Genomic DNA, 21430 nt, shown 5'->3' with positions numbered 1-21430 from the left:
TTTCTGCACTTATAAAATATAACCCGCAAGATGTGGCAGAAATAAAAATAGCCGGTTTTACGCGGCTATTTAGTAGGATTAATTATTGCTGCTTTTTATTTGAACAACTATTAACCACCATGCAGTTGTTCAACCGGCAGTGTCGGTATTTCATTCGCAAAGCCTCTTAAGCCAACCACATGTACATGCTCATGATTTTGGAAGACTTTTCGTACCAATTTATAGGTTGTCCCTTTCTCTGGACTGATATTTTCTGGTGCTGCAATAATTAATTGCATTTCCAATCGCTCACACAGTTCAAATAATGTCGCGATAGATTTCGCATCCAGACGCGCCGCTTCATCAAGGAACAGCAAACGGCAAGGAGAAATATCTTTACCACGCAAGCGGCGAGACTCCTCTTCCCAGCTCTGCACCACCATCACCAGAATAGACATACCGGTCCCGATAGCTTCACCGGTCGATAATGCACCACTCTCTGCACGTAACCAGCCATCCGCACCACGGTAAACCTCGACCTCCAGCTCCAGATAGTTACGGTAATCTAGCAGCTCTTCACCAATGGTTTGCGGCAAGCGCTGCCCCATATCCATTTGTGGATTCAGGCGCTGATACAGTTTTGCCAGCGCTTCCGAGAAGGTCAGACGGTTGCTGTTGAACAGATCCTGATGCTGCTCTTGCTGCTCGGATAGGACATCGAGCAAGGTAGAGTGAGCTTCACGCACATTAACATTCAGCCGCACACTCTTCACCTGACCAAATGAGACCGCTTGTAAACCCTGGTTCAGCATACGAATACGGTTCTGTTCGCGCTGAATGGTTTTACGGATGATATTTGCCACACTTTTGGAACTGATGGCTAATTTCTGCTCACGCGCCGTCAACTCTTCCGTCAAGCGGCCCAGCTCAATCTCCATTTGCTCAATGGCTTCGACGGGATCATCAGTACGAATAATATCCTGACGAATGCGCTCACGCAGATGTTGATACACCGCGATATAGAACTGGATTTTACGTTCAGGCCGCTTCGGATCTTCTGACAAACGCAGCACGTCACGCAGATGTTCGTTATCGGCAACCGCCAGACGCAATGCCCCCAGCGCCTTATCCGACATTGACCGCAGCTCGTCACCATCCATATAGGCGAGTTCACGGCGATGCAAGCGGCGCTCAACGCCATTATCTTTCACCATCCGCATCACCGCACACCAACCCGCTTTGGCATTGACCACTTGCTCGCGAATCTGATAATAATCGCGCTCCAGCTTGCGCAGTTTCTTCTGCAAGCTATCCATCTCGGCTTCACAGAAGGTGATCTGTTTTTCCAACTGATTACGTCGCGAGCGGTTAGTGCTCAGTGCGGCATGCAACTCATCTCGGCGGGTGCGGGCGCGAGCTTCTGCATCGGCATCGGCCTGAACACCAATATCCACCAGCTCCTGACTCAGCTCCTTCAGCATCTCACGCTTGGCGTCGTAAGAACTTTTTAGCGAAGCCAAAACTTGGTTGTACTGGGTAAACTGCGCCTGATATTGGCGTAACTGCTCACGAGCACGGCTGCGTTCCGCTTCGGCCTGCTCTAAGCGCTGACGCAGCTTATCGTTAAGATCTGAGTTTTCCGTCAACATGCCCGCAGAGTCGGTATAGCTAAAGTGCGTACGGCGCTGAACCACCTCGGTCAGGGCGAAAGCTTGCTGTTTCGCCTGGCGCTGGCTGTTCTGGGCCAAAGCATAGTTTTCCTGCAACTGTTCGTGCTGCTGCGGATCACTTTGCAACACCGCCAACAGCGGTTCAAGTTTGGTTAGAGCCGCGCCATGTTTTTGGATATGACGGGCCGCTTCCTGTGCTTCTGCCAACTCTTCGGTTATCTCTTCGACTCTATCGGTTAAGGTATCATCCAGTAGCAGTGAAACCAGTGGAATCAATCTGTTAAGGGCCGAAATTCCCTCTTTGGCTTGTGTAAACTGCTGGCGCTGCTGCTGGTTTTGATCTTCATGTGCATTCAGTGCGCGTTCTATTTCACCGCGACGGGTATTCAGCAAACGAATTTCAGCTTCTGGATCTGCATCAAACGCCACCGCCAGATGGGAGCCAATAAAGCGACTGAATGCTTGATGTAGACGCTGCGTTTTTTGCACATCAAATGATAAGGTGGCGTAGCGTTCAGCCAAACTGTCGCGCTCTTGATACAGCGCTTCCAAGCGGTTTTCACGGGCAGCGCGACCAAACAGCGGCACTTCTGGGTAACGAGAGTAGCGCCACTGGCGATCGGCGATTTTCACCACTACCGCTTTGTCATGCTCTTCGACGGCAAATACGCTGTCATCAAATGACTGCGGATCCCCTTCGATGAGATAGAGATCTTCCGGGCAATCTTCCAAACCGACCAGTTGATCGCGCACCAATGACAAATCCGGCACCACGATACCGTGGCGTGATGGGCCATAAAGCGCAGAGAAGTAAGGGGCGTCGTCGAGAGTGACGTCGTCATAAATCTCGGATAACAGCACACCACCAAAACGCTCGGCCAGCGCAATCATTCGCGCATCTTCAGCGCCACTCGGCTGGCTCAACCGCTCGATTTGTGCATCAATGGCGCGTTTAGTCGCCGCCACTTCATCACGCTCAACCGTGGTTTCACGCTCACGCTCCAGTAACTGTTGCATGTGTTCCGTGACTTGGCGGCTATCTTCCAGTGCCTCGCCGCTCTGCTCGCTAAGTTGGCTCAGGGCATCTTGTGCTGCCAGCCAAACCGGGGCGCGCGCGGTCAACTCCTGAATTTTTAGCTTCAGTTGCTCCAGCTCCTGACGCATCTCCATGCGCCGTTCACCGGCATCGCTGACACTCAGGGATAGCTCTTCAACCTGCGACTCCAGCTCGCGCTGCAACTCTTCCAGCTCTTCTGGCTGATAAACCTGCCCTTGACGTTTGCAAAACTCCTGCAACAAACGCTCGGCGTCCTGCTGGGCGCGTAAGCGCTGCTCCAGTTCGGACAAGCGCATACGCAATGGTTGCACCCGCTCAGCCAAATGTTGCTGAGATGGCCAGTCACGGAGTAGTTCACGGGCGGTTTGCCAAGCTTCACTGCGGCTGACCTGACCGGCAATGTTCACCACCAGTTGATACGCCTGCTCAAATTGGCTGTGAGCGGCATCGGCAACGCTCAGTTTTTGCTCAAGCTGCAATAAGGATTCGGTCGCTTCCTGCTCTTTGGCCTGGAAGGTCTCCAGCCACTCTTCGGCATTATCGGCTGTTAATTCAGGTAATTGGCACAGCGCGCGCGCGCGTTCCAGTGCTTGCAGCGCCTGCTGGTATTGGATGGCGCGGGTCTGCTGGACGTCCAGCGCTTGCTGGTAATCGGCCAACTGACTTTTCAGCTCATCCACTTCCAGCTCGGCGGCTTCGGCGCGGGCTTCGTTATCGGCCTGCTGCTCACCAGCCTCGCCGACGACCTCACTTTGCTCTTCCAACCGGTAGGTCAGCTCTTCCAAATCGCCTTGATAACGCTCGATTTTTTCCTGCTGGCGCATCGCGGTTTGCACCAAACTCAGATGGTCACTGGCCGCCTGATAGTCAGTCTCGAGATCCGATTCTGCACCACTTTGCTCAGCTAGCTCGCGGGACATCTCCACATGGCGATACTGCTCAGTTATCAGTTGCTTGCGGCTGGCAAGCAGGTCACGGCGCAAGACCAGCGCACCATCGAGGTGAATGCGCCGCTCATTAGCATGGCGCATATAGTCAGCGGCAACGTAGGAGGTTGCCTCTGAGATCAGATGCTTAAACAGGTCGCGGTCAGACTGAGTCACGCGAATAGCTTCCAGCGTCATGCGATTCTCACGCAGCGCAGCTTCCATGTCTTGGAAGGCTTTCCGCACGCCGCTGTTTTCTGGCAATAAGTAATCGCGCAGTGAGCGGGTGATGGCGCTGGAGATACCGCCGTACAAGGAGGCTTCAATCAAACGATAGAATTTGCTGCGATCAGCAGAAGAGCGCAAGCGCTTCGGAATCACCCCCAAATCAAACATCAGGGAGTGGTAATCAGTGATCGAGTTAAACTGCTTAAACTGCACCCCTTCCATCTCTTCGACGCGCTCTTTTAGCTCTGGTAATGAGAGCACACGCGCCTGACGCTCGCCCACCACTTCGGTAAGGATCTGCGTTGGCTGGATAGCGGTCGGCAGCCCCTGAATGGTGAAAGGCTTGATATCAACTTTACGGTCACGCCCTGCGACTTGTTGTAAGCGCACACCAACCACTATCCGCTGATGACGAGAGTTGACGACGTCCAGAGTTGAATAACAGACCCCGGCGCGCAACTTACCGTGTAAGCCTTTATCGCGGGAACCACTGGTGGCACCGGCTTCGGTGGTGTTACGAAAGTGCAGTAACGTCAGGTCAGGAATCAATGCTGTGACAAAAGCGGCCATGGCGGTCGATTTACCGGCCCCATTACCGCCAGATAACGTGGTGACTAATTCATCAAGATCGAATGTTCGGGCAAAGAAACCGTTCCAGTTAACCAAGGTCAGTGAGCGAAATTTACCGCGTTCAATCATTCCTGTTCATCCTCTGCACTGTCCGTTGTATTGCCCATGGTGATATCAGTTTCATCGCTTTCATCATGGAGTGACAGACTGTTTTCCACCGCCATGGCCTCGCCATCACGGATCATGCGTAACTGGGCTTCACGTGGATCATCGCCGCTGCGCACATCAGCACCAAAGCGGAACACCGCCTCAGTGATACGAAACTTGCTGCTGTCATTGCCCATAAAGTAAATCATGCCCAGCCGACGCAGCCGGTTAAGGGACGTTCGTACTTTTTCCTGCAATTTCTGCTTATCCAAATCCGAACCGGTCGAGCGCTGGTTAACAAACTTCAGCAATTTGCTCTCATCGGCCAGACTCAATAGCTCTTCGTACAACTCTTGCTGCGCAAAGATCCCCTCATGGGCCAGACGTTCTGGGCTGAGATAGAGATAACACAGGATCTTACCCACCATCATATCCAGCTCAGATAGCACCGAGCGCGGGATAAGGGTGGTAGAGCGAGGACGCAGATAGAAGAAACCTTCTGGTGCGCGGATTAACTCCACATTATAGCGGGTATAGAACTCTTCCAATTGCTCCTGAAAATCCATCAGAAAAGCATGGTTATCCAGCTCATCAATGCCAATATGGCGACCCGCACGTAACTGGCTATCCAGCGCGGGAAACAGTGAGTTGGCTAATGCCTGAGCCAGTTTAACCGGCATTACTACTTCAATATTTGTTGATGACATGTGCCTGCACCTTGGCTCCGTAATCATTGATTGCCAGCCATTCGGCAGGTAACCCTGAGAAATCGGCTTCGGCCACACCAAGGCGAACTGCCTGGTCGACCAGGATACGAGCCACGTCGAAATGACGAGCACGCGGATATTGCGCGAGGTAGTCGCGCATCACTTCCCCCAAATTGAGCGGCATTTTTTGCTGCTGATACACCAGCAACGCCTGCTCAATCATGGCGGCTAACTGCTCACGGATCTCATTGAACTCTTCAAACTCCAGATCCGGCGGCAGCTCCCCTGTGACCTCTTCGCTACGCAACGTCAGCTCTTCATCGCGCATATCCAGCAAGCGATCTGCATTGGCGTAGGTGAGGGCCCAAGGGCTATCAAAATAGTTCTGTACCGATTGGCGCAGTCGTTGGGCGAATACTCGGTTTTTATCCATATCAATTGCAGTACGAATAAACTTGTGCACGTGGCGGTCATAACCGATCCACAGGTCAATCGCCTGTTGACCCCAACTGATAATACGGTCAAGTTTACTTTGCAGATCAAAGACTAGCTTATCGACCAAATCCAACCCGGCATTGCCGATGGTCGCTTCCTGAATACGCAATAAATTTGCCTGAAGCTTATCACCTGCCGCTTCCAGCGTATCTTGCAACTCACGTAGTGTACCTGAGGTTTCTGACAGCAACATTTCGCAACTGGCAATTGCCGCACGCCAATCCTGATTCAACAGCGCGGCGATATCTTCCTTCACGCTATGCTGCTGTTCATCCATCAGGCGCTGCGTCATATCAATGCTGTCGAAAATTTCAGCCACTGAATATTTTAGCGGCGCAAAGACATTGCGGTGCCAGTGAAATTCATCACCGCCCTCTTCTGCCGCTTCTGCCGCCCGCTGTAGCTCTTGCGCCACGATAGACAGCTGCATTGACAGGCGCAGAGTAGAGAATTCGCGCTGACGAATATAATAATCGGTGATACCAATGCCCAATGGGGTCAGACGGTAAATAGCATTGCCGTCAGCCATTTCACTGGTAAATCGGTTTAGTAACCGCTGGCGCACCATATCATTGATGGCGTTATTGGCCCGCACCGCCACGGTTTCGGAGGTCTGTTCAAAACCTTTGCTGACGTGACGAAATGCATCGATCAACTCCCCTTCGCTCATTTCACCGTCCAGCCGCTCACCGTTTAAGGTGGCAATCGCCATAAGAAAGGCCAGACGCTCCGTTGGCAGAGTAATCGAAAAATCATTTTTTCGCGCCCAGGCGACCAGTTCGGGTACTGTCTGGGAAAATTCACTCATAATGGGTCCTTCAGATTCGGCTTAAACGCCGAGACATGCACGTAGCGCCCCAGGCTGATAAACGGCTCCTGCCGGCAATAGCGCTGTTCTAACGCCAATAATTCAGCAAACTCATCAACTTGTTGCTGTTTATTTTTCATGTAATCGTGAAACACCCGGACTCCCGTCTTGCCGCTAATGGATAGACCCATTTGCTCAAGCCAACCATATACCGTCGGCGGATCTAAAGGGTATTGCGGTGACAGCGAGCGCTGTCGACGCCTTTTTAAACCCGGTATCGCCAACTGAAAATTACCTAATACTGCATTGCGCATTACCAGCCCATTGGCATTGAAAAACATCAATGAGAGCGCACCACCGAGCTTTAGCGCATTAAAAAGTATTTGCAGAACTTCTTGTGGCTCTGCAATCCATTCTAAAACCGCATGGAACAATATCAGATCAACCGGCTGTTCTAAATGTCGGGTGATATCTTGAGCCGCACTTTGTACAAATTGCATGTTGTGGCTCACACCTTTTTCCTGAGCCGCGGCTTTAGCACGCTGGATCATCTCAGCAGAGAGGTCACATAATAGAACCTGGTGGCCTAATGCCGCCAGTTGACATGCCATATGCCCTTCGCCGCCTCCGGCATCTAAAATCCGTAACGGCCGTTGCGGTAACTGCACTAACAGCTCGGTAATATCTTGCCAAACCACCGCCTGACGAATCATTCCCTTCGTCGTACCGTAGATATTGCGGGAGAACTTTTCGGCAATATCATCGAAATTACGATCCTGCATGAACAACTGCTCCGCCAATGACTTTGGGTATATCTATAACTATTGATTTATCGCCGTTGATAGAGACGAGTAAATCGATAGTTACAGTAAAAAGAGTGCCTTCGAACCTGCTATTTTGGCACAGCCTGACTTAGAATAAATCTTCTTGACCGGTAATCCTCATCAAATGCCGTTTTTTCAGTCAAAAGGTCCCTATTTTTATGCTTTTCACCTTAAAAAAATTTGTTGGCGGCTTATTAATGCCACTGCCTTTTCTACTTCTGGTTATGGGACTGGCATTAATCTTATTGTGGTTTACTCGCTGGCAGAAAAGTGGCAAAACACTTTTTACATTGAGTTGGCTGCTATTATTGCTTATTAGCCTACAACCTGTCGCGGATCGCCTGCTATTACCACTGGAAAAACAGTACGCCACTTATCAGGGAAACGACCCGGTAGATTACATTGTTGTCCTTGGTGGCGGCTACACGTTTAATCCGAATTGGCCACCCAGTGCCAATTTATTCGCAAATAGTTTGCCAAGAGTCACTGAGGGAGTCAGGCTTTATCGCGCCCATCCTAATGCAAAAATGGTGTTTACTGGCGCCAGTACCCCCAACAATCAGAGCAGCGCGAAGACCGCAGCACAGGTGGCAGAAAGTTTAGGTGTCCCGGCGGCAGATATTGTGACGTTAGAACAACCGAAAGATACTGTCGAAGAGGCGGCGGCGGTGGCGACTTTGGTGGGGGATAAACCGTTTTTACTGGTGACCTCAGCGAGCCATCTACCACGTGCAATTAAGTTCTTTACCGCCATTGGATTGCACCCTATCCCCGCTCCGGCTAATCAGTTGGCCATTACCACGCCACTGCATAGCTGGGAACGCACTATTCCAGCGGCAGCCTATTTGGGTCATAGCGAGCGCGCCTGGTATGAGACAATGGGGCTAATGTGGCAAAAATTAAGTGGCCATAAGAGTGATGAAAATAGCAGCAGCGCCCAAGATCGCTAATTTAGCCAAGGTAAAAGTTGTCGCGCTGCGTTATCAAATAAAGCGCGATCTAAACTGCCGGTATGAATAAAGCGCGAGACGAGTTCCCAAAGCGTATAGAGCCAACGGCGGGCAACGAAGGATTCAGAGACGGGGGCTTTACTGAGGTAGCGGTAGAGAAGTTGGCTCGGCATACCCTCTTCGCTAAGGCGGAATAAGTCATATTCACGTGGCGCCCACAACATCGGGCCTGGGTTGAGCATCGCCAACAACTGGTCACTACGCGCATCTTTGAGCATACTGCGCAGCGTAAGATTGCCGTGAACCAGTACCGAGCTGTCGTCAAAATCGGCAAAAAGTGACTTCAATGAGGCTCTGGCACGATAAAGTATCGCGCGGTCCTCTAACGTCATTAGCGGCGAGTTCATATTCGACAAACTGGCCCACAGCACTTCAACTCGCTGCTGATACCAACTAAACCAATCATTTTCCTGCGTGCTATCTACATTGCCGACACAGCCATGGCTATCAATCCGATGCCACGCCAACACACCTTCAACGATTTGATCCATCAAGGCACTCCAGCGGTCGCCGGTCCGCGTCGGTGCTTCTACCGAAACGCCACGTAGACGTTCCATCAGCAGAATTTCTTTATAGGGCGATTGATGGGTCATAACTAAGCCGTACACCGTCGGCAAGCGGATGTCCCCCTCCCGCGCCAGCATGGACAACTTATAGGCCTCTTGCTGGGCAATCCCCTGACAAACATAGCTTTTCGCCAATAATGGGATAGCCTGCCCCTGCTGATTATAGATTGCATACAGATGGGCATAGGGCTGCTCGCTGATGCGTTCAAGGCGGGTAACTGACTCCCCAAGCACGACACTCAATTCAGCTTTCAGCTGTTCCATAAGGCTCTATCCAATTATCTGCCAAAATTGATGATTCATAATGGGATGGTGGGCAGGAGATTTCCAGAATGCAGATCAAATAATATCCACAATAAACATAAAATAGCGCAATGCAGGGTAGCCCCCATTAAAAAAGCCAGACCCCATTGAGTCTGGCTTAAGCGCTTTAGCCGCTGCTACTGGTTGAGCATAATCGCCCGAACTCTATCTAAATCTTCTTGGGTATCAACCCCTACCGCAGGTACGGATTTGGCGACCGCCACGTGGATTTTCTCGCCATACCACAGCACACGCAGTTGCTCTAACAGTTCGATTTGCTCGAGTTTACTCGGTGCCCAGTTAACATAACGGCGGATAAAACCGGCACGATAGGCGTAGATACCAATATGGCGCAAGAAGCAGTCGCCGATGCTCTCTTTTGATTGCGCAAAACGCTCTCTTTCCCACGGAATAGCGGCACGGGAGAAATAGAGCGCATAACCTTGAGCATCCATCACCACTTTGACGGCATTAGGGTTAAATGCTTCTTCGCTGCTTTCAATGGGCACTGCCAGTGTTGCCATACCAGCACTGCATGCTGCCAGGTTATCAGCTACCTGACGAATAATGACCGGTGGTATCAGGGGTTCATCACCCTGCACATTGACGATAATGTCATCATCCGCAAAGCCATAACGCTCAATGACTTCCGCTAATCGCTCGGTACCTGATTGATGATCTGTGCGGGTCAGACACACCTCTCCCCCCACGGCTTCAACGGCTTTAACCACTTCCGGATGATCGGTTGCCACAATCACCCGAGAAGCACCGGATGCCAGCGCGCGCTCCATCACATGGACGACCATCGGTTTGCCAGCAATATCAGCCAACGGCTTACCGGGAAGACGGGTTGAAGCATAACGGGCGGGAATTATAGCAATGAAACTCATGCGTGCTTCTCATCAATTGACAGTGGGCGGGCTTCGTTCTCCAACAATACCGGAATGCCATCGCGCACCGGGTAGGCCAGATTGTCAGCCTTACATACCAGTTCAAGATTCTCTTTATTGAAGTACAACTTGCCGTTGCAGACCGGACAGGCAACGATTTCGAGTAAACGATGATCCATACATCCCCCAGAGTGGAGTTTAGCCAGCAGGAAAGTGGTCGAGGATACCATATCTGCGGATGCAGGTTAACTGCGTCGGCACCGTCATGCATATCAACGATTAATAACAAACAGTTATGTTAATTAGCATCAGGATAAGTAAACACACGCCCTAGCCAGGGGTGATGAATGTTGGTTTTGTTATTGATATGTTGAATGGCGAGGAGTAAAATTTGTGACCTAAATCACACAATTGTATCTATCGAGAAAGAAATGAAAGTATTCCATAAAATCATTGCGCTGTTTGCTAACTTCAGCAACTAAGCTGCAAAAATACAAATAGAAGCACCTGCAAAATCGCCCGGCAATCAGTGTGTTGGTTGAATAGAGGCAAAAAAACTAACGGCTACCCTTGGGTAGCCGTTTGCTTAGAAAGCGATCACATCTGCTGCTGACGGTCCATGAATACTACGATAAGTAGAGAATTCCACGTCCTGCCCTTCACTCAGTGATCTGTTTTTGGTGTTGGCAATGGCTGTCTTACTCACATACACATCCAAACCACCATCGTGTGGTGAAATGAAGCCGTAACCTTCAGACTGATTGAACCATTTCACGCGACCCATTTTTAACGTCATAATAAATTTCCTTTTACTGGGCATCCTAACAACTCATTTTTATTTATTGTTTAGATGCAGTTGCCCATCCTAAAGTTTTCTGATTAAACCTCTATGAGCTTGATTGTATGAAAAAACCCGCATAAGTACGGGTCTTAAAATTTTGCTATCCAGATAAATAATTAGCACAGAGGCATGATTATTTTCCAAAATAGTCCAAACATTACTGTTCTGAATGACAGAGCACCAATATCTGTAACTACCACCCACGCAGCTTTATCTGCCATAAGGCACTTAGCGCTATTGGAAACTCGCTAGTGGGAATAAATAGTAGTGGGGCTGTTTATAAACATTACTTATGGGAGTTACTATCGGAGATACTAGAAGATTCGCCTTTGAAGCGGTATCGCAAGATAACGTCTTGGGAGGAACTGCTCTGCTTTACTCTCGTACAGGTTTACACATAAATAGGTCTGTATCACAGGCCAACTACTATTAACTCACAATATAATACACTATGCAACAATTTTATCCGGGGGTATGCATTAAATCGCAGCATGAATGAGATGCTACGCATAAAAAACCAATATTCTCCGCTGCTTACCAGCTAATTTATCGATATCAACCTAAAATAAAAACTGAACATACGAGCGCCGCAGACACCATTATCTGGCGATGACGGCCCCGATAGGCAAGAAGGAGCGACCTGATTATGAGCCACCCGTCATTTATCCATCCCGATGAGATCCGCGCCAGATTCTCCCGCGCCATGTCGGATATGTATCAGGCCGAAGTCCCACTTTACGGCACCTTATTACAGCTGGTTGCCGATACCAATAAACAGACGATAAATCAGCAGCCTACACTGGCGCGTCAGTTGCACCAAACAGGAGAGATTGAGCGGCTTAGCATGGAGCGGCACGGCGCTATTCGCGTAGGAACTGCTACTGAACTTGCGATGCTACGCCGCCTTTTTGCTGTGATGGGCATGCAAGCTGTCGGCTATTATGATCTGGCTCCTGCGGGTGTGCCGGTGCACTCGACAGCCTTCCGTGCGGTACATGAAGCTTCGCTACAAACCTGTCCGTTCAGAATTTTTACGTCATTACTGCGTTTGGAGTTGATTGAGCAACCTGAGTTGCGGCAACAAGCTGCCGATATTTTGGCAAAAAGGTCAATTTTTACCTCGCGAGCTATCGAGCTGATTATTCAGTCTGAAACCGCAGGCGGGCTGACCAGTGGCGAGGCCGATGATTTTATCACTCAATCACTCGAGACATTCCGCTGGCATAATCAAGCAACGGTTAGTGCTGAAGTCTATCAGCAACTGCATGACCAGCATCGGCTGATTGCCGATGTGGTGGCTTTCAAAGGGCCACATATTAACCACCTGACCCCACGAACCTTGGATATTGACGCCGTACAATTGGCGATGCCTCAGCATAATATTACCCCCAAAGCGGTGATTGAAGGCCCTCCGCCACGCAACTGCCCAATACTGCTACGGCAAACCAGTTTTAAAGCGCTGGAGGAGAAAATCGCGTTTGTCTCCACCGATGGGCAACTCATTCCAGGGCATCACACCGCCCGGTTTGGCGAGATAGAGCAACGCGGGGCCGCCTTGACAGCCAAGGGCCGCAGTCTATATGACCGTTTGCTTCAAGCCGCACAGGATCAATTGCAGGTTCCCGCGAATGAAAAAAATGCCGCGCAGTACATGGCGATTCTTAGCGAGCAATTTAGTCAGTTTCCTGATAATTATCAGGCGATGCGTGCCGAGAAGCTCGCCTTCTTCCGCTATTTCCCCACAGAGAAAAGCCGTAGCGTATCGACTGAATCAATACAATCGTTGACGCTAGATCAGCTAATTGACGCCGAGATCATCCAATATGAACCTTTGGTCTATGAGGATTTTCTGCCAGTCAGTGCTGCCGGTATTTTTCAGTCGAATTTAGGGGATAAAGGGCAGAGTCATTTTGCCGAACACTCCAGCCAACAAAACTTCCAGCGTGATTTGGGTATAGCGGTGATGAATGAATTACAACTGTACGAAGAGACTCAGCAGCGCTCACTTAGGGCATGTGCAACAGCCCTGAAGCTCACCCAGTTGAATATATAACCTTGGGCTATTACCTTGGGCTATTTTGCATGTTGCGATAATGCCTCTATTTTCAGCAACAATGATTCAGCCTGATCGGCTGGCAACAGGGCATCTACTGGCAAGTACCACCAATTAGGCTGAGCGAAAGTCCGGCATTTGACGGAATCTTTTTCGGTCATCAGTAAAATTTGTGGGCCAGTGGTCAGTGGGCTAAGTTGCGCCAATGAATAATCCTGATGGTCGGCAAAAGCATACTCATTTTCAGGCTCAATCCCTAGCAGACTCAATGTGGCAAAAAAACGCGGAGGATGACCAATACCGGCCATAGCAGTGACATGCTGTAACTGCCGTGCCGGTTGACGCTCCCCGGTCACCAGATTGACCGCCTCCCGAGCGACCAATTGCATTGGGATCTCTCCCGCTGCGGCGACACCACCATTAGTGATAACCGCATCCACGGAGTGCAATCGCCCTGCCCGCTCGCGCATCGGGCCTGCGGGTAACCACCAGCCGTTGCCAAAACGGCGCACACCATCAATGACTACCAGTTCAACATCGCGCTGTAGTGCATAGTGCTGTAAACCATCATCGGTGATGATAAAGTCCAGTGTATGGGATTGCAGTAGCGCCTGGATTGCTTCAGCACGTTTTGGCGCAACCGCCACTGGCGCACCAGTGCGTTGATAAATCAACACCGGTTCATCACCAGCCTGCGCCGTGGTGCTTTCATTAGTCAGCACTAACGGATACACGGCGGACTTGCCACCATAACCACGAGAGACTACCCCAACACGGTAGCCCCGCAGTTGTAACTGCTCCACCAGCCAGATGACGACAGGCGTCTTGCCATTGCCCCCCGCAGTCAGGTTACCCACAATGATAACCGGAACTGGCGAGCGCCAGGAGGTTCGCAGTCCCAAGCGGTAACTGGCCCGGATAATCCAGCTGATTGCGCCGTATAACCAAGAGAGCGGTAACAGCAGCAAATAGAGCCAGGAGTCTCCTGACCAGATACGCTCAATCATTGGCCGAACTGCATACGGTTAAGTTGGGCATAAGCACCTTGCTTCGCCAACAATTCTGCATGTACACCACGCTCTACGATGCGCCCATCTTCAATAACCAATATTTCATCCGCTTTTTCAATCGTTGATAGGCGATGAGCAATAATCAGTGAGGTGCGATTTTTCTGTAGCTCGTCCAAGGCGGCCTGAATTGCCCGCTCAGACTCAGTATCCAGCGCCGAAGTGGCTTCATCCAGAATCAAGATTGGGCAGTCGCGTAGTAAGGCTCGGGCAATGGCAATTCGCTGACGCTGGCCCCCGGAAAGCATTACGCCGTTTTCACCAATAACAGTGTCCAGGCCATGCTCCATTTTATTAATAAAGTCCATGGCATACGCCATACGAGCAGCTTCTTCGATTTCAGCGCGACTGTACTGATCATCACGGGCGTAAGCAATATTGTTCGCTACTGTGTCATTGAATAGATGAACGTTTTGCGAGACTAACGCAACTTGGTTGCGTAAAGCCCCGAGTCGGTAATCACGCAGATCGTGTCCATCCAACAAAATACTACCGTCACTAACATCATAAAAACGGGTTAGCAAATTGGCGATGGTCGACTTACCTGAGCCTGAACGCCCTACCAATGCCACGGTTTTGCCCGCTTCAATGTGCATATTGATATCATTCAGTGCTGGGGTATCTTTGCCTGGATAGCAGAAGGTCACATGCTGGAATTCGATTTCGCCTTTAGCACGTTCAACTTCCAGTTTACCCTCGTCTTTTTCCTGCTCCATATCCAAAATGGTGAATAGCGTTTGGCAAGCAGCCATACCACGCTGGAACTGTGCATTCACATTGGTAAGTGATTTCAATGGACGCATCAGAGCAATCATTGCAGAGAATACGACAGTGATAGTACCGGCGGTCAGGGTTTCCATCACGCTAGGGAAACTTGCTGCATAGAGCACGAATGCCAAGGCAAAAGAGGCAATTAGCTGAATAATCGGATCAGAAATGGAAGAGGCAGAAACCAGTTTCATTCCCTGCTGGCGCATACGGTTACTGACGGTATCGAAACGTTCGGTTTCAACTTTCTGGCCACCAAAGATCAACACCTCTTTGTGCCCTTTCAGCATTTGCTCAGCACTAGTGGTCACTTCACCCATGGTACTTTGCATATTTTTACTGATATTACGAAAACGCTTAGAAACCAATCGGATAGAGATTGAAACAATCGGCGCAATGACGATTAAAATTACTGACAACTGCCAGCTATAATAAAACATCATGATGAACAAACCGATGATAGAAGCCCCTTCCCGCACCACTGTCACCAATGCACTGGAAGATGATGCCGCTACCTGCTCGGAGTCATAGGTAATACGCGATAACAGTGTACCGGTCGATTGCTGGTCAAAAAAGGAGACCGGCATCCCCATCATGTGGCTGAACAATCGGCGGCGAATATGCATCACCACTTTGCCCGATACCCATGAGATACAGTAGCTAGAAATAAAACCGGTTACCCCACGAACAACCATCAAACCGATGACAGCCAATGGCATCCATTTTAAAATTGAGCTATCCGCATGACCGAACCCATCGTCTAGCAATGGTTTCAGCAACGACAACATAAAGGTATCACTGGCGGCATTTAGGATTAATGCTATCGCCGCAACAACAAGTCCGGTCTTATAAGGAGTGATCGTTGGCCAGAGGCGACGAAATGTCTGCCAAGTGGATAGATCTTTATCATTCATCATGCAAATACCAGCACCAGAAGAAATAGCGGCCTATTCTACTCATTATGGCCTCCAACACCAAACCGCTGGTGATACCAACGTGGCATTAATTGTTCGCGATAACTTTTAACTTGCCAATTATCACTGTAAAAATAAACACTTATCTGGCCGGATACTGATGTTTCTCGCCAAATAATGTTATTTTTTTGATAGCGCTTAATCACTTTTTTCGTTGGTAGCTGCCATTGGTTATAGCGCGCGGCAGAAGCAAATGCCAATTCGGGTTTTACTGCCCGCAGAAAAGGCGCTGTCGAAGAGGTATTACTGCCGTGGTGAGGGACTTGCAGCACTGTTGCAGCTAATTTAGTGCGGAAATGTTTGATCAAGTGCCGTTCTCCCTGAGTCTCAAGATCACCGGTCAATAACAAGCTGTGTTTACCATCATCAATGCGAATAACACATGAATCATCATTTTGGGCATTAATCACCTCTGTTTTAGGCCACAAAACCTCAAAATCTAAACCTTGCCACTGCCAAGTAACCCCTTGTTTACATGGCAAACTATTTACAATACCGGCGACGGGAAATGGTGCACGAACACTCACCTGTGGAAAAATGGCCTGAATCTCAGCAAGCCCCCCGGTATGATCCTGATGGTCATGACTTAGAATAATCTGCTCAACAGTAATGCCGCGCCATCGCAAATAAGGAAGAACCACTACAGCAGCCATGCTGCCCGTACTCCAGCGATTACCCGTGTCAAAGATAATCGCTTTCCCCTCACGCTCAATAACCATTGCCAGACCATGCCCAATATCCAGCATATCAACGCGCCAGTGATATTCATCGCGCCTATGACTGAATAGTACCAAATTGACACATAACACCATGATCCCAATGGGATAGCTTCGCCACCATTGAAAACGCCAGATGAGTATGGCTAACCAGCCACCATAGCCAAGTGCAACTGATGTGGCCCCGGTATGCAACCACCCCGCTTTCAGTTGATTGAGCGGTAAGAGAACCACGGTAAGTGACATATCGGCCATAAACCAAAATACGCCAGCCGTGGTTGGAAGCAGCGTGAATGCCAGTGCCAGCAACACGCAAGGTACAGTAAGCAAAGAAATAAGTGGTACTGACCATAAATTTGCTGGTATCGAAAATAAGCTGACACCATGAAACAAACTAATTTGCAGTGGCATCAACAACAGCATCATGCCGAATTGCAAATGGAAACACCGGATAACCACCCCAGCCCACCCCACCCGAAAGCGAGCGGAAATGGGCACCCAGTGATACCAACATAGTAAGCTGAATACCGCCAGACAGGAGAGCCACAAACTGTCTGAGAGTATGGCGAGTGGCTCGCTCAGTAAAATTAGCGCCAGCCCCCATAACCATACTTGCCATGTGCTGCACGAAATACCAAATAGCCGGAGCAACAGCCACAGAGTTAATGCTATGGCAGCCCTGACTGCTGGTGGATTTGCCCCTGCCAGCCAAACATATATCATTGCCGCCAGCCAACCAATTATCAGCGGAAACAGTGGCCCAACCCATCTGGCGGGTAATAAGAGTTGTACTGCCCGTGCCAGTACTCCTCCGAATAGAGCCGCCAAAGCAATGTGCAGCCCTGAAATCGCCATCAGGTGTGCTGTCCCTGTATCACGCAACAGCGCCCATTGTGGTCTATCCAACTGCTTCCTTTCACCAAAAGCCAGCGCCAGTAATATCTGCCGCTGATCATAGGGCGCTAGTTGCTGTTCAATGACGCTGATGACCTGCTGGCGCAGACTGCAACGCCCATCAAGTAACTCAGCTTTAATGATACGTCCTTGCAATGGATGGCGGTTTGCCATCGCCCATCGTTGGCTGTCAAAGCCACCTTCATTTAATAAGCTGTGAACAGCCCGCATTCGCAAGCTCAACGACCATTGTTGTCCAGCACAATGATGCTCAAGTGCATTTACCCCATGTACGACGACCGCGATAGGGGGAAAGACTCGTTGTCCATTAACTTGTTGAATGCCTAATAGGACTTTTTTATCTTCGCCCCATGCAAGACGCGAACTATTTATTGTTGCGACTATTTGCTGCTCGCCCTGAGTTAATGCTCCAATTTGTGCCAGCACCCTATTTCCGTGCCAACTCCCCCATATAAAACTGATCATGACTAATGCCAAAAATTGGCAATAGCTATTGCGGATTAACCCGAGTAGCACGCCTAACATCAACACCGCGCCAATAATATTGGCTCCGGGCAACTGAGGTAGAAAGATAAGGGGTAATAACCCGACAACTACAGCCGCTGCCGCCTGATCGATTGATAAAGTAATAATAAACCGTCCATTGTCGCCTACCAGATAGCCTCATGCCATCCGTTCATTTCACAGGGAATAAGTGGATTTTCTATGTTGATGAACCATGCTGCCAGTACAAAATGCAGGAGTTCAGAGCCAGTTCGCTAACTCTTTTACCCTGTTGCAAAAACAGTGGAGGAAATGCGGGATGTATCTAAAAAAGAAGTGATTTATTTATCGAGAAGGCCGGATATGACGGACAACAGCATTGAGGGATAAAAAAGAAAAACGGTGCCGCGAGAGGCACCGTTTCTTATCAGCGTGTATACCTTAAAACATGAAGTTGCAGCTTGTTAGCGACAACTCCACGTTCTTTGGGCACACATAATAACGCGGTAAGTCGTAAACAACTTAACCGTAGATATTAGCGCGATCACGCAATTCTTTACCTGGCTTAAAGTGTGGAACGTACTTACCTTCCAACTCAACTTTAGCGCCAGTCTTTGGATTACGGCCAACACGCGGAGCACGGTAGTGAAGAGAAAAACTGCCAAATCCTCGGATCTCAATGCGCTCACCTTCAGCTAGTGTTCCAGCCATATGTTCAAGCATCTCTTTCACTGCATCCTCAACGGCCTTAGCCGGTACATGAGATTGCTGGCCAGCAAGTCTTTCAATAAGTTCAGACTTGGTCATATTACCTCCAAGCTTTGCAGCTAAACTACCGTATAGGGGCGGAGAAACCGCCCCCCGTTATTACTCGCCTTTTGCAGCTTTGAACGCTTCTGCCATTGCGCTAGAGAAGTTGCCTTCTTCTGGCTTGTTGTTAACTGTAGCAATAGCATCTTTCTCATCAGCTTCGTCTTTAGCACGAACAGACAGGCTGATTACGCGGTTTTTGCGGTCAACGCCAGTATATTTGGCTTCAACTTCATCACCTACGTTCAGAACCAGCGTTGCATCTTCAACGCGGTCGCGAGTTGCTTCGGAAGCACGCAGATAACCTTCTACGCCGCCAGCCAATTCAACTGTAGCACCTTTAGCGTCAACTGCAGTTACTTTACCAGTAACAATAGCACCTTTCTTGTTAACAGACAGGTAGTTATTGAACGGGTCTTCTGCTAGTTGTTTTACGCCCAGGGAGATACGCTCGCGTTCTGCGTCAACTTGCAGAACAACAGCTGCGATTTCGTCGCCTTTCTTGTATTCACGAACTGCTTCTTCGCCTGCAACGTTCCAGGAGATGTCAGACAGGTGAACCAGGCCGTCGATGCCGCCGTCCAGGCCGATGAAGATACCGAAGTCAGTGATAGACTTGATTTTACCTTCAACGCGGTCGTTTTTGTTGTGGGTTTCTGCAAACAGCTGCCATGGGTTAGATTTGCACTGTTTCAGGCCCAGAGAAATACGACGACGCTCTTCATCGATGTCCAGAACCATAACTTCCACTACGTCGCCAACGTTAACAACTTTAGACGGGTGAATGTTTTTGTTGGTCCAATCCATTTCTGAAACGTGTACCAGACCTTCAACGCCCTCTTCGATCTCTACGAAGCAGCCGTAATCAGTCAGGTTAGTTACACGGCCAGTCAGCTTAGTGCTTTCTGGGTAACGTTTAGCGATAGCAACCCATGGATCTTCGCCCAGCTGTTTCAAGCCAAGGGATACACGAGTACGTTCGCGGTCGAATTTCAGAACTTTAACAGTGATTTCGTCGCCCACATTGACAATTTCGCTTGGGTGTTTAACACGTTTCCAAGCCATGTCAGTAATGTGCAGCAAGCCATCAACGCCACCCAGATCAACGAATGCGCCGTAGTCAGTCAGGTTCTTAACGATACCTTTGACTTCCATGCCTTCTTGCAGGTTTTCCAGCAATTGATCGCGCTCAGCGCTGTTCTCAGATTCGATAACTGCACGACGAGAAACAACGACGTTGTTGCGTTTCTGATCCAGCTTGATGACTTTGAACTCAAGCTCTTTGCCTTCCAGATGCAGAGTATCGCGAACTGGACGCACATCAACCAGTGAACCAGGCAGGAACGCACGGATACCGTTCAGTTCGACTGTAAAGCCGCCCTTCACTTTGCCGTTGATCACACCAGTAACGGTTGCAGCTTCTTCGTAAGCCTTTTCCAGCATCAGCCATGCTTCGTGACGCTTAGCTTTCTCACGGGACAGCAGAGTTTCACCGAAGCCGTCTTCAACAGCGTCCAGTGCAACGTCAACTTCGTCGCCGACTTGAATTTCCAGTTCGCCTTGCGCGTTCTTGAACTGTTCTGCTGGAATTGCTGACTCAGATTTCAGACCGGCGTCAACCAGTACGATATCTTTATCGATAGAAACAACAACACCACGGACGATAGAGCCCGGACGTGTTTCAATTGTTTTCAGGGATTCTTCAAAGAGTTGAGCAAAAGATTCTGTCATGTTTATAATCTTCAGGATTCTTAAGGTTAACGTCCATCTAGCATCCCGCCGGATGGGGTTGTTTCACATGCCTCGCCACATATCCTTGCAGTAAGGTTAAAGTGCTCATCAAAAATAATTTTAATTAAAAAATAAATCGTTGAGAGCTCAGAACTGACCGCATTGACGTCATTTTTTTAACGGCAATGCTAGAATTCGTTGGGCATAAGCCAGCGCCTGTTCGATCACCTGCTCGATTGACATACTGGTTGAATCCAGTACCAACGCATCCGCCGCAGGGACTAAAGGTGCAATAGACCGATTACGATCGCGAGAGTCTCGCTCCTGTATCTCGGCTAAAAGACGTTCAAAGTTAACATTAAACCCCTTTTCCTGCAACTGTAGCATACGTCGGTGCGCACGTTCTTGCGAACTTGCATCAAGAAATATTTTTACCGGCGCATCAGGAAAGACCACAGTACCCATATCTCGGCCATCGGCAATCAGGCCTGGCGCTTCACGAAATGCCCGTTGTCGGCGCAATAATGCCTCACGAACACGTGGAAAAGCAGCAGCTTGGGATGCGGTGTTACCCACAGTTTCGGTGCGGATCTCATTACTGACATCCTCACCTTCTAAAATCACTTTTAACTGCCCATTCTGTGAGACAAAACGAACATCGAGATGTGCGGCAAGTGGTACCAATGCCTCTTCGGTGCTGATATCAACCTGATGATGCAGTGCCGCCAAAGCCAAAACTCGGTAGATCGCACCAGAATCTAGCAAACGCCAGCCCAACGATTCAGCCAATGCTTTGCAAAGCGTACCTTTTCCTGCACCACTTGGTCCATCAACGGTTATCACCGGGGCTGTCACCGTCATTTCTCTCTCCTTTCGGTAGGCAAAACCTCTT

16 protein-coding genes are annotated in these 21430 nt (G+C 49.5%); 2 read left to right on the top strand and 14 right to left on the bottom strand.

Annotated features, from left to right (window positions below; all coding sequences use genetic code 11):
• Window positions 1–110: 110 nt before the first annotated feature.
• The 4 genes from mukB to cmoM are packed head-to-tail and all read right to left on the bottom strand — an operon-like array spanning window position 111 to window position 7369.
• Complete coding sequence (gene mukB / locus FFE93_RS08110; RefSeq protein WP_049601404.1) at window positions 111–4559, bottom strand: chromosome partition protein MukB; 4449 nt, start codon at window positions 4557–4559, stop codon at window positions 111–113.
• Window positions 4556–5284 (bottom strand): chromosome partition protein MukE, encoded by a 729-nt coding sequence (gene mukE, locus FFE93_RS08105; RefSeq protein ID WP_049601407.1) that lies wholly within the window; start codon window positions 5282–5284, stop codon window positions 4556–4558. Before mukE ends, mukB begins: the two co-directional genes overlap by 4 nt.
• Window positions 5265–6587 carry a chromosome partition protein MukF gene (gene mukF / locus FFE93_RS08100; RefSeq protein ID WP_032813150.1) on the bottom strand — a complete coding sequence of 441 codons (1323 nt, stop codon included), beginning with the start codon at window positions 6585–6587 and terminating at the stop codon, window positions 5265–5267. Before mukF ends, mukE begins: the two co-directional genes overlap by 20 nt.
• Window positions 6584–7369 carry a tRNA uridine 5-oxyacetic acid(34) methyltransferase CmoM gene (gene cmoM / locus FFE93_RS08095; RefSeq protein ID WP_138775021.1) on the bottom strand — a complete coding sequence of 262 codons (786 nt, stop codon included), beginning with the start codon at window positions 7367–7369 and terminating at the stop codon, window positions 6584–6586. Before cmoM ends, mukF begins: the two co-directional genes overlap by 4 nt.
• 200 nt (window positions 7370–7569) lie before the next feature.
• On the opposite strand from cmoM, the gene elyC reads away from it, so the two are divergent.
• Window positions 7570–8361 carry an envelope biogenesis factor ElyC gene (gene elyC / locus FFE93_RS08090; protein ID WP_005278317.1) on the top strand — a complete coding sequence of 264 codons (792 nt, stop codon included), beginning with the start codon at window positions 7570–7572 and terminating at the stop codon, window positions 8359–8361.
• Here the strand turns inward: elyC and FFE93_RS08085 are convergent.
• The 4 genes from FFE93_RS08085 to FFE93_RS08070 form a co-directional block, all read right to left on the bottom strand.
• Window positions 8358–9251, bottom strand: coding sequence for a YcbJ family phosphotransferase (locus FFE93_RS08085; protein WP_049601410.1), 894 nt, complete (start codon window positions 9249–9251; stop codon window positions 8358–8360). The genes elyC and FFE93_RS08085 overlap by 4 nt on opposite strands.
• A 176-nt stretch (window positions 9252–9427) precedes the next feature.
• Entirely contained in the window at window positions 9428–10180 is a 753-nt protein-coding gene (gene kdsB / locus FFE93_RS08080) for a 3-deoxy-manno-octulosonate cytidylyltransferase (protein WP_138775020.1), read from the bottom strand.
• Window positions 10177–10359: a Trm112 family protein gene (locus FFE93_RS08075; protein WP_004700032.1), complete on the bottom strand. Its 183-nt coding sequence runs from the start codon at window positions 10357–10359 to the stop codon at window positions 10177–10179. The genes kdsB and FFE93_RS08075 overlap by 4 nt, the downstream gene beginning before the upstream one ends.
• A 407-nt stretch (window positions 10360–10766) precedes the next feature.
• Window positions 10767–10976 carry a cold-shock protein gene (locus FFE93_RS08070; RefSeq protein WP_032898068.1) on the bottom strand — a complete coding sequence of 70 codons (210 nt, stop codon included), beginning with the start codon at window positions 10974–10976 and terminating at the stop codon, window positions 10767–10769.
• 691 nt (window positions 10977–11667) lie between these two features.
• Between FFE93_RS08070 and FFE93_RS08060 the strand changes: the two genes are divergently transcribed.
• A complete protein-coding gene (locus tag FFE93_RS08060; RefSeq protein WP_138775018.1) occupies window positions 11668–13074 on the top strand; it encodes a VOC family protein in 1407 nt (468 codons plus the stop codon).
• Window positions 13075–13094: 20 nt separating this feature from the next.
• Here the strand turns inward: FFE93_RS08060 and lpxK are convergent, their stop codons facing one another.
• The 6 genes from lpxK to cmk all read right to left on the bottom strand — a co-directional run bounded on the left by lpxK (window position 13095) and on the right by cmk (window position 21399).
• Window positions 13095–14081, bottom strand: a complete 987-nt coding sequence (lpxK, locus tag FFE93_RS08055) for a tetraacyldisaccharide 4'-kinase (RefSeq protein WP_057646906.1) — start codon at window positions 14079–14081, stop codon at window positions 13095–13097.
• Window positions 14078–15826, bottom strand: a complete 1749-nt coding sequence (gene msbA, locus FFE93_RS08050) for a lipid A ABC transporter ATP-binding protein/permease MsbA (protein ID WP_005275123.1) — start codon at window positions 15824–15826, stop codon at window positions 14078–14080. Before msbA ends, lpxK begins: the two co-directional genes overlap by 4 nt.
• Before the next feature lie 35 nt (window positions 15827–15861).
• Complete coding sequence (locus tag FFE93_RS08045; protein WP_032898066.1) at window positions 15862–18147, bottom strand: ComEC family protein; 2286 nt, start codon at window positions 18145–18147, stop codon at window positions 15862–15864.
• A gap of 372 nt (window positions 18148–18519) precedes the next feature.
• Complete coding sequence (gene ihfB / locus FFE93_RS08040) at window positions 18520–18804, bottom strand: integration host factor subunit beta (protein WP_005184672.1); 285 nt, start codon at window positions 18802–18804, stop codon at window positions 18520–18522.
• A gap of 60 nt (window positions 18805–18864) precedes the next feature.
• A complete protein-coding gene (gene rpsA, locus FFE93_RS08035) occupies window positions 18865–20538 on the bottom strand; it encodes a 30S ribosomal protein S1 (RefSeq protein WP_004391091.1) in 1674 nt (557 codons plus the stop codon).
• Window positions 20539–20706: 168 nt separating this feature from the next.
• Window positions 20707–21399 (bottom strand): (d)CMP kinase, encoded by a 693-nt coding sequence (gene cmk, locus FFE93_RS08030; protein ID WP_005275113.1) that lies wholly within the window; start codon window positions 21397–21399, stop codon window positions 20707–20709.
• Window positions 21400–21430 lie beyond the last annotated feature (31 nt).

Origin of the sequence: Yersinia sp. KBS0713 (assembly GCF_005937895.2) — a bacterium.
In the GTDB taxonomy this organism is placed as follows: Bacteria; Pseudomonadota; Gammaproteobacteria; order Enterobacterales; family Enterobacteriaceae; genus Yersinia; species Yersinia bercovieri.
This window is presented reverse-complemented; position numbering and strand designations above follow the sequence as displayed.

Excerpts from the sequence above, each read along its gene's own strand:
- mukB (WP_049601404.1), bottom strand. The coding sequence starts at position 4,559 with ATGATTGAACGCGGTAAATTTCGCTCACTGACCTTGGTTAACTGGAAC.
- mukE (WP_049601407.1), bottom strand. The coding sequence starts at position 5,284 with ATGTCATCAACAAATATTGAAGTAGTAATGCCGGTTAAACTGGCTCAG.
- mukF (WP_032813150.1), bottom strand. The coding sequence starts at position 6,587 with ATGAGTGAATTTTCCCAGACAGTACCCGAACTGGTCGCCTGGGCGCGA.
- cmoM (WP_138775021.1), bottom strand. The coding sequence starts at position 7,369 with ATGCAGGATCGTAATTTCGATGATATTGCCGAAAAGTTCTCCCGCAAT.
- elyC (WP_005278317.1), top strand. The coding sequence starts at position 7,570 with ATGCTTTTCACCTTAAAAAAATTTGTTGGCGGCTTATTAATGCCACTG.
- FFE93_RS08085 (WP_049601410.1), bottom strand. The coding sequence starts at position 9,251 with ATGGAACAGCTGAAAGCTGAATTGAGTGTCGTGCTTGGGGAGTCAGTT.
- kdsB (WP_138775020.1), bottom strand. The coding sequence starts at position 10,180 with ATGAGTTTCATTGCTATAATTCCCGCCCGTTATGCTTCAACCCGTCTT.
- FFE93_RS08075 (WP_004700032.1), bottom strand. The coding sequence starts at position 10,359 with ATGGATCATCGTTTACTCGAAATCGTTGCCTGTCCGGTCTGCAACGGC.
- FFE93_RS08070 (WP_032898068.1), bottom strand. The coding sequence starts at position 10,976 with ATGACGTTAAAAATGGGTCGCGTGAAATGGTTCAATCAGTCTGAAGGT.
- FFE93_RS08060 (WP_138775018.1), top strand. The coding sequence starts at position 11,668 with ATGAGCCACCCGTCATTTATCCATCCCGATGAGATCCGCGCCAGATTC.
- lpxK (WP_057646906.1), bottom strand. The coding sequence starts at position 14,081 with ATGATTGAGCGTATCTGGTCAGGAGACTCCTGGCTCTATTTGCTGCTG.
- msbA (WP_005275123.1), bottom strand. The coding sequence starts at position 15,826 with ATGATGAATGATAAAGATCTATCCACTTGGCAGACATTTCGTCGCCTC.
- ihfB (WP_005184672.1), bottom strand. The coding sequence starts at position 18,804 with ATGACCAAGTCTGAACTTATTGAAAGACTTGCTGGCCAGCAATCTCAT.
- rpsA (WP_004391091.1), bottom strand. The coding sequence starts at position 20,538 with ATGACAGAATCTTTTGCTCAACTCTTTGAAGAATCCCTGAAAACAATT.
- cmk (WP_005275113.1), bottom strand. The coding sequence starts at position 21,399 with ATGACGGTGACAGCCCCGGTGATAACCGTTGATGGACCAAGTGGTGCA.